Origin of the sequence: Micromonospora sp. NPDC048986, assembly GCF_040649335.1 — a bacterium.
Classification (GTDB): domain Bacteria; phylum Actinomycetota; class Actinomycetes; order Mycobacteriales; family Micromonosporaceae; genus Micromonospora; species Micromonospora alfalfae.
Window position 1 is genome coordinate 880,944 of record NZ_JBEZFJ010000001.1, and the last position, 11,627, is coordinate 892,570.

Below are 11,627 nucleotides of genomic sequence, written 5' to 3' on the forward strand. Positions count from 1 at the left end.
ACCGCCAGACCCCACGACCGTCAGACCCCACGAACTGGATGCACGAGCGGCAGACCTCAGCACGATCTCGGCCCTGGCCCGGATCGCCCCCGCTGCCCGACGCGGACGGTTTCACGTGAAACAGAGAAAGCGGCTCGCTGGCACCGGTCGAACCCTTGGGGGCGGCGTGACTGGTCAAGCGGAGTGCCCTCCCCATCCCAGGCGTTCGACCTCGGTGCGTTCGATCGACGCGTCCCCGGGCCTCCGGAGTCATCGGGGGATCCAGGCCGCGCGGGCCGAGGTCTGCTGCACACGGTCCGCGAACGCGAGCCAACCCGTCACCGTCGACGCGTGCAAGATGAGCCGGCGGGAGGTCATCGGTGGCGGGGTGCCGCGCCGAGGGTGGGCACGCGATGCCGGTCGGAGCGCACCCCTCCGACTACGTCTCCGGTGGCCATCGACTACGCCGATTTGGCGGTTCGCGGACAACGACCGACTGGCCGAAAAGTTATCCACACCGGTTGTCCACAGGCACCCCCCGTTTCACGTGAAACAGCGCGTGGGAGTGGGTGTGAGCCTGTGGATGACGGCCTGTGTTCAGGATCTCGGCAGCCTGTGGATATCGCCTCTCGGTGGCTCGGGCGACCTCGCGTACCCGGTCGACGACGGGTGCCGATCCGGTGGCCCGGGACCGCTCGAACAGGTAGGGACAGCGGTGCCAGACTCGGTTAGGGTCAGCGTCGTGCACGACAACCCTCCCTCAGTCCCGGACTTCACCCAGTGGCCGTCATTCCCCTTCGAGGGTGACCTCCACGTGAAGCAACTCGATGATCCGGTCCCGGTCGAACCGCCGCGCAAGGGCGAGGGTCTCCGGGAATGCACCGCCTGCAACGCACCCGACGACGCCTACATCTGGGTGGGTGAGCGGTGGCGCGTCCGCGCCATGGACCGGCCCACCGGCCTGCCCATGGTGCTCATCCTGGAATCGCGCACCCACCTCGACCTCGGCGACCTACCGAACCTGCTGGCCGCCGAGCTGGGGGTGATGACAGTACGTCTGGAGCGGGCCATCCGGTCGCTCGACGGCGTGGCACGGGTGCACGTCAATCGCTGGGGCGACGGCTCGGCTCATCTGCACATGTGGTTCCTCGCCCGTCCGTACGGCCGGCTTCAACTACGGGGCACGTTCCTGTCCCTGTGGGACTCGATCCTGCCGCCGATCTCCGAGGCGCAGTGGCGGGAGAATCTGGCGCTCGTCGCGGCCTGGCTCGCCGAGTTTGGTGGCCGCCCGCTCGCCGAGCCGCCCCGTATCCAGTGGCAGGCGCCGTCCAGTCTGCTGGCCCAGTCTGCCGCCGCGGACGCCGCCGCCGCGGCGGAGGCTGCCTCAGTGGCAGCAGCCGGGACGGAGGCCGTCTCGGTCATCGAGGCGGCAGAGGAGATCCCGGAACCGGCGCTCGACTCCACCCCTGATCCCACCGACGCCGACAGCCGATCCCGGGCCGAACCTGTCGTGGACCCGGACGCCGGTGCCGGCTCGACGACGAGCACCGTCACCGACCGCGCTGCTGAACCTGCCCGGTCGGCCACGGTCGGTGGTCCGGCGGTTGAACCCGCTCGGCCGGCGTCCGCGACCAACCTGCCTGGCATCCCGGGTTCCGGCACCCGGGACTCCACCGCCGCAGCATCGGGCAGCACCGCATCCACCGCGGCCGCATCGAGCAGCGCCGCCGCATCGGGCAGCACCGTCACGACGGCCACCGGCGGACTCCACGTCGGCCTGGCGGAGATGCCTACCGACAGACCTCACGGTGTCGGCGCGGCGGAGAAGCCCACCGACAGGCCTCACCTCGGCCCGGCGAGCGGAAGTGCCGACGGGGCTGATTCCGCCAACCTGCCCGTGTCCGACCCGGCCACCGGGGGTGCCTCCGGAGAGGCCGTCAGTACGACCGCCCCCGGGAATGACGCCGGCACTGCGGGCCCGGACGCGCGCACCGACGGCAGCGACACACCCGACGTACGCGCGACCCACTGACCTGGAACCGCCAGTGAGGTTGACCCCGACAGGCCAACCTCACTGTCGTCCCGGCGGGTTGGCCCGCTCGGCCGTACGGGTTGGCGGGGAGGTCAGTGCTTGGTGAGGCGGGCGGCTGCTCGGGCCACAAGGGTGCCGAGGAGTCGGCCGAAGTCCAGCCCGGCCGCCTGCACGGCGAGCGGAAGCAGTGACGTCTCCGTCATCCCCGGCGAGACGTTGACCTCCAGCACGTGCGGCTGGCCGGCCGCGTCCACGATCACGTCGACGCGGGAGAGATCCCGTAGACCGAGCGCGGTGTGCGCGGCGAGGGCCACGTCAGCGACCGTGGCGGCCACCTCCGGGGCCAGCCGGGCGGGGGCGTGCCAGGTGGTCCGCCCCGCCGTGTAGCGGGCGGCGTAGTCGTACACGCCGTTGCGCGGCACGATCTCCACCGGCGGCAGCGCCTGTGGACCGTCGCCGAGGTCGACGACGGAGACCGCCACATCCATGCCCGGCACGTACCGCTCCACCAGCGCGGTGGAGTAGTACGCGAAGCAGCCGACCATTGCGGCGGGCAGCGCGGCGGCGTCCCGGACCACCGCCCCGCCCAGCCCGGACCCGCCCTGCGCCGGCTTCACCATCAGGGGTACGCCCAGACGGTCGACGATCCGGTCCAGGACGGCGACCGCGCCGAGCTCGGAGAAACGATCGTGCGGGAGCGCCACCCAGTCGGGGGTGGGGATGCCGGCCTCGCGGAGCACCGCCTTGGCGGAGGGCTTGTCCCAGGCGACCCGGGAGGCCCGGGCGTCGCAGCCGACGTACGGGACGTCGCACAGATCCAGCACCCCGCGCAGTGAGCCGTCCTCGCCGGTCGCGCCGTGCAGTGCGATCACCACCGCGTCCGGCGGGTCGGCGGCGAGCGACGGCAGCAGCGCCACGTCCGCGTCTCGCAGCTCGGCCTCCACCCCGACGGCGCGCAGCGCGTCGAGCACCCGACGACCGGAGCGCAGCGAGACGTCCCGTTCGTAGGAGAGCCCGCCCGCGAGCACCACGACGCGCAGGTCGGCCGAGATGGCGGAATCGGTCACGAGGAGGTGCTCGGCGGTCGTAGCCATGCCGGCATCATGCCAAGTCGGGCCCAGGCACGTCGGAGCCGGCCCGGCCGCGTCGGCCGGCGGCACCACCCACGGCACCGAAGACCCGGCGCATGGCGATCTCCTGCTCCATCACCCCGGCCAGCCGGCGGACGCCCTCGCGGATCCGCTCCGGCGGCGGGAAGCTGAAGTTGAGTCGCATGGCGTCGGTGCCGGTGCCGTCGGCGTAGAAGCCGGTGCCGGGAACGTAGGCGACCCGGGCGGCGACCGCCCGCGGCATCATGGCCTTCGAATCGAGCCCGTCGGGCAGGCTCGCCCACACGAACAGACCGCCGGTCGGGGTGGTCCAGCTGGTGCCCTCGGGCATCAGGTCGGCCATCGCGTCGAGCAGGGCGTCGCGGCGTTCCCGGTAGACCTCGCGATAGACCTTGAGCTGTTGCCGCCAGGGCATCGTGCTCAGGTAGGTGGCCACCGCGGCCTGGGCGAAACCGCTGGGGCAGAGGATCTGCGCCTCGCTGGCGATGACCAGTTTGTCGCGGACCGCGTGCGGCGCCAGGATCCAGCCGACCCGCAGCCCGGGGGCGAAGGTCTTGGAGAAGGTGCTGAGGTAGAAGACGCCGTCGCGGCGGCGGGCCCGCAGAGGGGCCGGTGCCTCACCCTCGAACCCCAGTTGGCCGTACGGGTCGTCCTCGACGACGAGCAGTCCGGCGCGCTCGCAGATGTCGAGCACCCGTTCCCGGCGCTCCTCGCTGAGCGTCACGCCGGTCGGGTTCTGGTAGGTGGGGATCGTGTAGAGGAACTTTACCCGCTGGCCCGCGCGGGCCAGGTCGGCGATGGCCGTCTCCAGCGCCTCCGGGATCAGCCCGTCCTCATCCATCGGTACGTGGACGACCTGCGCCTGGGCGGCCTGAAACACGCCGAGCGCACCGACGTACGTAGGTCCCTCGGCGAGCACCACGTCGCCCGGGTCGAGGAAGAGCCGGGCGACCAGGTCCAGTGCCTGCTGCCCGCCCACCGTGACCACGACGTCCTCCGGGGAGGCGCCGCAGGCGGCGTCGATCCCGGAGAGCGACATCACCTCGCAGATCCGCTCGCGCAGCTCGAGGGTGCCCTGACCGATGCCGTACTGAAGGGTGGTCACGCCCTGCTCGGAACCGAGCCGGCCGAGCATCTCGCCGACCGCGTCCAGCGGAAGGGCGGCAATGTACGGTGCGCCACCGGCGAGCGAGACGACCTCCGGACGACTGGCCACCGCGAACAATGCTCGAATCTCGGAGGCGGTCATCCCGCGTACCCGCCGGGCGTACCGGTCGGTGTAGTCGTCGAGTGTCGTGCCGGTCATGACCTCACCTCGATCACTGCTCGAGTGGCTCCCGCCCGGGTACCCCGCACACCGCTGACCATGGCGGCGGACACACCGATTGTCGATCCTAGTCCGCCGGAGTCGTGCTGCCGCCGTGCCGCGGCAGATCGACCACATGGCGGACCGTCCTCGGCGTCCCCCGTTGCGGTGGGCATTCGCGCGTCCCCTCCCGTATCCCCGATCGGCGGCGTACGATCGCTCGTCGGGGGCAGGAAGGCGGCGCTGTCGTTCCATGCCGGTCTCACCACCGAGCCTATTGTGGGGATGCGCCATATGTCGCGACGTCTGGTCAGCCTGACCCTCGACACGTTGGAAGACCTTCCGCGCCCGTGCCGGCAGTGCGTCTACTGGGAGCTCGATCCGGTCTCCGCGGACCGCGCCTGCGCTGCTGGCGACCCGGGCCTGGAGAAGGAGGCATGGGTCTCCCAGACGCTGCTGGAGTGGGGTTCCTGCGGCAAGCTCGCGTACGTCGACGGCATGCCGGCCGGCTTCGTGATGTACGCCCCGCCCGCCTACGTGCCCCGATCGATGGCGTTCCCTACCTCACCGGTCTCCGCGGATGCGGCACTGTTGATGACAGCCAACGTGGTCGCCGCGTTCTCCGGCGGCGGGTTGGGCCGGATGCTGGTGCAGGGTGTCGCCCGGGATCTGACCAAGCGTGGGATCAAGGCGATCGAGGCGTTCGGCGACGCCAAGTTCGGCGACGCGGACGACCCGGCCGGCGGTTGCGTGGCACCTGTCGACTTCTTCCTCTCCGTGGGCTTCAAGACGGTACGTCCGCATCCGCGCTTCCCTCGGTTGCGCCTTGAGCTGCGCACGGCGCTGAGCTGGAAGTCCGACGTCGAGTACGCGCTGGAGAAGCTGCTCGGGTCGATGAGCCCGGAGACCCTGCTGCGGCCGGTCCGTCCGGCCCCGGCCACCCGCTCCACCAACGGCTGACGCCCGGCGGCGAATCAGTCCACCACGGTGCCGGCGGTCACCACGGCACGCAGTTCGCTGACGTCGAGCGACCCGGTCGGGACGTCTCGTTCGATCGGGTAGTACATCCGCTGCACCGCGGCCACGATCGCCTCCACCACCCGGTCCCGGAACCGGGGGTCGACAAGGTGGGCGCGGTCCGTCGGCGAGGTGAGGTAGCCGACCTCGACCCGGACGGCGGGCATCCGCGTCAGTCGCAGCAACTCCCACGTCTTGGCGTGGGTACGGCAGTCCCGCAGCCCGGTGCGGGCGACGATTTCCCGCTGCACCAGCCCGGCCAAACGTTCACCGGTCGCTGAGGTGACCCCGTTGTCGGTTCCGTAGTGGTAGGTCGCGACGCCCTCCGCATCCGGGTTGGCGTGGCCGTCAAGGTGCAGCGAGATGAAAACGTCGGCGCCGAGCGAGTTGGCGAGCAGGGCCCGGTCGGAGTCCGGCAGGCAACTGTCGGGCGACGGGCCGCGGGTGAGCTGCACCCGCACCCCGGAGGCGGCGAGCCGCCCCTCCAGTCGGCTGGCCAGATCGTGCACCAGGTCCGCCTCGGTCCAGCGCAGCGCGCCGTCGGGCACCACCATTCCGGGGTCGGTGCCGCCGTGCCCCGGGTCGATGACGACGGTCTTGCCGACCAACGCCGGCCCGGACTGCCGGATCGCGTCGGATTCGCGGAGCCACTGCGGGCGGCCACCGACCACCTTGCGGCCGATGCGGCGGAGCGCGTTCATCGTGTGTGGGCCGCAGGAGCCGTCCGGGGTGAGCCCGACCTCACGTTGGAACTGGGCCACCGCCCGCGACGTCCGGACACCGTAGATCGCGTCCGCGCGGCCCACGTCGTACCCCATCTCCAGCAGTCGCTCCTGTAGCGACCGGACGTCCTCGCCGCTGAGTGGCTCGGGGACCGCGTGGTAGAGGGTGCGGGCGCCGAGCCGCCAACGGGCGGCATCCAGGGCTCGCCAGGTCTCCGCGCCGACCCGGCCGTCCACACTGAGCCCCCGCGACTGCTGGAAGGCGCGGACGGCCCGCTCGGTGTCGAGGTCGAACTCGTCGGTGTGCGGGCCAGCGGCGGCCAGCAGTTCGAGGCCGGTCAGGATGGTACGGATCTCCGTGACCGCGGGTCCCCGGTCACCGGGTCGGATCGGACGCACGCACGACCCCCTCTGCACGACGCTGGCTGGCCGGGCGGCCCAGGCTTGAGGCTATGCGTTCTCCGGCGGCGAGGTGGCTGGGGCCGAGAAATCCGTCGACGGTACGGCCGAGAAGACACCGAACCCCGCACCCGGCGAGCGGGTACGGGGTTCGGTTGATGTTTCTGCTGGTCAGAGGGCCGATTCGATGAGCCGGACCAGCTCGCCCTTCGGCTTGGCACCGGCGATCGACTGGACCGGCTGGCCGTTCTTGAAGACGGTGAGCGTCGGCACCGACATCACCCGGTAGGCCCGAGCGGTCTCCGGGTTCTCGTCGATGTTGAGCTTGACGATGGTGACCTGGTCACCCATCTCCCGGGCGATCTCCTCGAGCAGCGGCGACACCTTGCGGCACGGCCCGCACCACTCCGCCCAGAAGTCCACCAGCACCGGCTTGTCGGCCTGCAGCACGTCAGCGACGAAGCTCTTGTCGGTGACCGCCTTGGTTGTTCCCACTATGCCCCTCCTCCGGGATGTGTTCCTTGTTTCAGCTGAGCGTCGCGATGAACCGCTCGGCGTCGAGCGCGGCGGCACAACCGGTGCCGGCCGCGGTGATCGCCTGACGGTAGGTGTGGTCGACCACGTCGCCGGCGGCGAAGACACCGGGCACGTTGGTGCGGGTGCTCGGGGCGTGGACCTTCACGTAGCCCTCGTCGTCCAGCTCGACCTGGCCCTGGAACAGCTCGCTGCGGGGGTCGTGACCGATGGCGACGAAGACGCCGGTCACGTCCATCACCTTGGTCTCGCCGGTGTGCACGTTGCGGACGCGAACGCCGGTGACCTTGCCGTCCTCGCCGAGGATCTCCTCGACGGTGCTGTTCCACTCGACCTTGATCTTCTCGTTGCTCAGCGCCCGGTCGGCCATGATCTTGCTGGCCCGGAACGAATCGCGGCGGTGGATGATGGTCACCGACTCCGCGAAGCGGGTGAGGAAGGTGGCCTCCTCCATCGCCGAGTCGCCGCCGCCGACGACCACGATCTGCTGGTTGCGGAAGAAGAACCCGTCACAGGTGGCACACGCGGAGACACCGTGACCCAGGAACTCCTGCTCACCGGGTACGCCCAGCGGACGCCAGGCCGAACCGGTGGAGAGAATGATGGATCGCGCCCGGTAGGCGGTCTCGCCCACCCAGACGGTGCTCACCGCACCGGAACCGGCGTCGCCGGTGTCCACCAGCTCGACCCGGGTCACGTCGTCGGTGAGGAACTCGGCGCCGAACCGCTCGGCCTGCTTGCGCATGTTGTCCATCAGCTCGGGGCCGAGGATGCCGTCGGCGAAGCCGGGGAAGTTTTCCACCTCGGTCGTGGTCATCAGCGCGCCACCGGACTGCACGCCCTCAATGATCAGCGGCTTCAGGTTGGCACGTGCGGCGTAGACCGCCGCTGTGTAGCCGGCCGGCCCGGAGCCGATGATGATCAGGTTGCGGACCTCGTCCACTGCCGTCTCCCGAGTTGTGTGTGTTCGGCGTCGGCGCGAGCACCGATGCTGATCCGAGTCGCCGACGCCTGGGTGGGGCCGGCAGCTGACTTCCAGAACGTCATCGTACGAACCGGGGATTCCCGAGCCGGGCATCCGGTGGGTCAGGTCACGTGGGGCGTCATCGTGCCATTGACCGTGGATTCACCCTACCCGCGCCGAATACCGGCTGTCCGAGCCGGACCCAGGCACTCCGCACTCCGGGCCACTCACCCAGGCCCACCGGGCGCCGGTCGCGTCGGTGAAGTGGATGACCAGCGCCTGATCGCCCTGGAACCGCGCGTAATCGATCACCTCGACCACCAGTGGGGCCGATCCGTGCTCCGTCGCGACACTGGCCAGACAGCTGGTCAGCGCGGCTTCGTCGGTCAGCCGGGCCAGTTGGTCCGACCCGTAGGGAGAGGGACGGCGACCACCCTCGGCATCCACCTTCGGCTGCTCGCCCGGGGTGTTGCCGGTCGACGGGCTGGCGGCCGGTGTGCGTGGCGCGTCAGTGTCGTAGGCGTTGCCGAGGCTCTGCGGCGTGTAGTTCGTACCACTGTGCAGTGCCGGCCCGGTGGTGCGGGCCGTCCCGGCCCCCGCGACGCCCTCCGGCGCGCTGGCCGGTTGGTTCATGGCGTTGGTGCGACCGGAGTCGTCCGACGCCCGCATCGAGAGCTGGTTGAGGCCCAGCGCGACGGCGATGACGGCGACCGCGGCGGCGGCCACTGGTGCGCCGCGGCGGGCCCAGCCGCGCTGGCGGCGGCCCGGACCGGTGGACGCCCTGCGCCCCGACCCGGCGGGCGGGGGGACGGGAGGCCGGCGACCGGCCCCGCCCTGCGCCGGTACGACCGACGGCGTCGCCGCGTCGCCGGCCCGATCGACGCTGGGCGCGCCGGCGGGTGCCTCCTCGGTCGAGGTGTCGGTCGTCGGCTTCGCGGAGGCCAAGGCGGCCAGGAGGCGGTCGGTGATCGCCGCCGGCATCTCCGGTGACGGCTCGGCCCAGCGGGTCAGGTCCGTCCGGACCTCGGTCACGGCGGGGGCCAGCAGCGTGTACGCCTCGGCCCAGGCCGGGTCCGCGGAGACCAGTTGGGCGACCTCGTCCTGCTGCGGGGTGCCGTCCAACGCCCCGCCGAGGTAGTCAGCGAGGAGGTCGATGTCGACCTCCCGGAACCCCTCGGTCGTCACGTGTCCTCCTGGTTGGCGTCCCGCCGGTATCGACCTGACCCCGATCCGACGCCCTCCACCAGGCCGGGGTTCCCGGGCGTGACGCCGGGCACGCCCGGGAACGGGGCGGTGGGGTCCGGTCGGGCCGAAGGCGTCGCGACGGCGGCGGGGCGAAGATGCCCGAGCAGCACTGCCAGCCGCGCCCGGCCCCGGGCACACCGGCTCTTCACAGTGCCCTCGGCGACGCCGAGGATGCGGGCGACCTCGGCGACCGGATAGCCCTGTACGTCGACAAGCACCAGCGCGGCGCGTTGCTCAAGGGGCAGCGCGGCGAGCGCCTCGCGGACCACCAGCACTGTGTCGTGGTCCATTACCGGCGCCGCCGGCTCCAGCCCGCCGGTGCCGTCGTCGGCCCGGTTGCCATCCGGCAGCGGCACCGTGGGGTGCGCCTGCCGTCGGCGGATCCGGTCCAGGCAGGCGTTGACCACGATCCGGTGCAGCCACGTGGTGACGGCGGAGTCGCCGCGGAAGCGGGCCGCCGCCCGATGCGCCGACAGCAGGGCGTCCTGGAGTGCGTCGGCTGCCTCCTCGCGGTCGCCGAGCGTCCGCAGGGCCACCGCCCACAACCGGTCCCGGTGCCGGTGGAACAGTTCGGTGAAGGCGTCCCGGTCCCCGGCGACGTGCGCGCGCAGCAGCTCCAGGTCGCCTGCGGCGGCGCGCTCGTCCATCACCGCGTCCAGTGCGTGCGACGCCCGGATCGTGGTGCCCGGCTCACGACCCCTGGACCGTAATCTCCTGCACCCCCAGCTTGAACCCACCCTCGGCCGGAGCCAACTCGGTGATCCAGAACAGCAGGTACTGGTATTTCTGGTCGGCGTCGAAGCCGTTGAACGTCATCGTGGTGCCGTCGTGGTCCTCGAACGGCTGGCCGATGGCGGTCTTGTAGTTCGCGACCAACTGCTTGTCACCGCTCGAGCTGGACGGCGGGTTGGTGGTGCCGGCGAACAGTTGGGCGGACGCGTTGGTGGCCGACAGCACTGCCTGCACCGACTTGACGGTGTGTGGCTCGCCGAGGTCGATCCAGACGCCCATGCCCTTCTTCAGGTTGCCGAAGTTGGGCCGGTCCCGGTAGGTCTCGGTCTCCCAGCCCTTGTCCTCGTCACCGTCGATGACCTTCTCGGCGCCGTCGACCTCACTGCGGTCCTTGCTGTCCGGGTCGATGATCCGGACGTTCTTCACCGTCAGCTTGCGGGCCGTCGCGGCGGCCGGGGTGGCGCCGCCGGCCGGGGCACTTGAGGTCGGTGCGGAGATCGGGTTGGACTGTGGGTCCTCGTCGTCGCCGCCCAACGCGATGATTCCGATCAGCAGACCGACCAGGGCGACGGCCAGCAGACCAGCGATGCCGACGGCGACCTTGCGACCCCCGGCCGCGGCCAGTGGCGACGGCTCTTCCCCGGTTTCGGCGGCGAACCGCAGCGGCCCGCTGTTGTCGAGGTAGTGCTCATCCTCGGCCGGCACGTCCAGTCGCGCCAATTCCGCGGCGAGCACGTCGGAGGACGGCGGCGCGATCTCGGCGTCGAGCAGGTCCATGGTCAGGTCGTCCAGGTACGCCGGAACGCCCGCCCGCACCTGGCGCGGTGCCGCGATGGCACCCCCGGCGTCCCGAACAGCGTCCGGGATGGCGGCGCGGCCGTGGCCGGCGGTGGCGCCGTGCAGTGGTGCCTCGGCGTGCGGCCAGGAGCCGGTCAGCGCGAAGTAGAGAACCCCGCCGACCGCCCGGATGTCGTTCTCCTGGCTGTCGGCGCCGTCGGTGCGGGCGTCGGCCAGGACCACCCGGCCCTCATCGCTGATCATGACGGTGCCGGGGTGGACGTTTCCGTGCACCATGCCGGTGGCGTGCACCGCGGCGAGCGCGCTCGCGACGGCGTTGCCGATCGCGGTGGCCCGAGCCGGGTCCAGGGGGCCGTCGGTCGCCAGGTCCCGCAGGGACTGCCCGTCGACCCACTCGCGCACCACGTACGCCCGGTCGGCCTCGTCGATCGCGTCGTAGACGCCGACCAGGTTGGGGTGGATGACCCGGCTGGCCGCGACGGCGGCCTGAAGCATCTCGGTGGCGGAGTCGCCACCGGGGTAACGCAGCACCACGGCAACGGGACGGCGCAGGATGACATCGACCCCGCGCCAGACCAGCCGACCCGCGCTGTCGTTGTTGATGTGCTCAACCAGTTCGTACCGCTCGGCGAGGACTTCACCGGCCGTGGGAGCACCGAAGGTCATGACCGGAGGAGCGCTTTCGTCCGCCTCCTGACCCTCGCCGACCTGGGTCACCCGTCCTCCCTCGGTGATCGTGTCGATCGATGAACCCGAACTGCTGGGCATGTGGCTTCCCGCTCTGCCGTTG

Annotated in this window: 9 protein-coding genes and 1 pseudogene; 2 read left to right on the forward strand and 8 right to left on the reverse strand. The window is 71.3% G+C overall.

Annotation, left to right across the window (positions count from 1 at the left end):
* Nucleotides 1-721 precede the first annotated feature (721 nt).
* Nucleotides 722-1,312: pseudogene (locus AB0B94_RS04095) on the forward strand (hypothetical protein); the annotation flags it as partial.
* Nucleotides 1,313-2,103: 791 nt separating this feature from the next.
* Here the strand turns inward: AB0B94_RS04095 and AB0B94_RS04100 are convergent.
* On the reverse strand, nt 2,104-3,105 hold the full coding sequence (locus AB0B94_RS04100) for a D-alanine--D-alanine ligase (RefSeq protein ID WP_357268050.1): 1,002 nt from the start codon (nt 3,103-3,105) through the stop codon (nt 2,104-2,106).
* 7 nt (nt 3,106-3,112) lie between these two features.
* The gene (locus AB0B94_RS04105; protein WP_357268052.1) at nt 3,113-4,426 is read right to left on the reverse strand and encodes a PLP-dependent aminotransferase family protein; all 1,314 of its coding nucleotides are present in this window, start codon (nt 4,424-4,426) and stop codon (nt 3,113-3,115) included.
* 294 nt (nt 4,427-4,720) lie between these two features.
* Between AB0B94_RS04105 and AB0B94_RS04110 the strand changes: the two genes are divergently transcribed.
* The gene (locus tag AB0B94_RS04110) at nt 4,721-5,386 is read left to right on the forward strand and encodes a GNAT family N-acetyltransferase (protein WP_091396576.1); all 666 of its coding nucleotides are present in this window, start codon (nt 4,721-4,723) and stop codon (nt 5,384-5,386) included.
* 14 nt (nt 5,387-5,400) lie between these two features.
* Here the strand turns inward: AB0B94_RS04110 and AB0B94_RS04115 are convergent, their stop codons facing one another.
* From AB0B94_RS04115 to AB0B94_RS04140, 6 genes are all read right to left on the reverse strand, one after another.
* Entirely contained in the window at nt 5,401-6,564 is a 1,164-nt protein-coding gene (locus AB0B94_RS04115; protein WP_357268054.1) for an N-acetylmuramoyl-L-alanine amidase, read from the reverse strand.
* A gap of 171 nt (nt 6,565-6,735) precedes the next feature.
* Nucleotides 6,736-7,059, reverse strand: coding sequence for a thioredoxin (trxA, locus tag AB0B94_RS04120; protein WP_030331849.1), 324 nt, complete (start codon nt 7,057-7,059; stop codon nt 6,736-6,738).
* 31 nt (nt 7,060-7,090) lie between these two features.
* On the reverse strand, nt 7,091-8,041 hold the full coding sequence (trxB, locus tag AB0B94_RS04125) for a thioredoxin-disulfide reductase (RefSeq protein ID WP_091396582.1): 951 nt from the start codon (nt 8,039-8,041) through the stop codon (nt 7,091-7,093).
* A gap of 183 nt (nt 8,042-8,224) precedes the next feature.
* Nucleotides 8,225-9,247 carry a hypothetical protein gene (locus tag AB0B94_RS04130; RefSeq protein WP_357268057.1) on the reverse strand — a complete coding sequence of 341 codons (1,023 nt, stop codon included), beginning with the start codon at nt 9,245-9,247 and terminating at the stop codon, nt 8,225-8,227.
* The gene (gene sigM, locus AB0B94_RS04135; RefSeq protein WP_357268059.1) at nt 9,244-9,954 is read right to left on the reverse strand and encodes an RNA polymerase sigma factor SigM; all 711 of its coding nucleotides are present in this window, start codon (nt 9,952-9,954) and stop codon (nt 9,244-9,246) included. Before sigM ends, AB0B94_RS04130 begins: the two co-directional genes overlap by 4 nt.
* A 43-nt stretch (nt 9,955-9,997) precedes the next feature.
* On the reverse strand, nt 9,998-11,605 hold the full coding sequence (locus AB0B94_RS04140; RefSeq protein ID WP_357268061.1) for a protein kinase family protein: 1,608 nt from the start codon (nt 11,603-11,605) through the stop codon (nt 9,998-10,000).
* Between the last annotated feature and the right edge of the window lie 22 nt (nt 11,606-11,627).

Coding starts and splice junctions, on each gene's coding strand:
- AB0B94_RS04100 (WP_357268050.1), bottom strand. CDS start 3,105: ATGGCTACGACCGCCGAGCACCTCCTCGTGACCGATTCCGCCATCTCG.
- AB0B94_RS04105 (WP_357268052.1), bottom strand. CDS start 4,426: ATGACCGGCACGACACTCGACGACTACACCGACCGGTACGCCCGGCGG.
- AB0B94_RS04110 (WP_091396576.1), top strand. CDS start 4,721: ATGTCGCGACGTCTGGTCAGCCTGACCCTCGACACGTTGGAAGACCTT.
- sigM (WP_357268059.1), bottom strand. CDS start 9,954: ATGGACGAGCGCGCCGCCGCAGGCGACCTGGAGCTGCTGCGCGCGCAC.
- AB0B94_RS04140 (WP_357268061.1), bottom strand. CDS start 11,605: ATGCCCAGCAGTTCGGGTTCATCGATCGACACGATCACCGAGGGAGGA.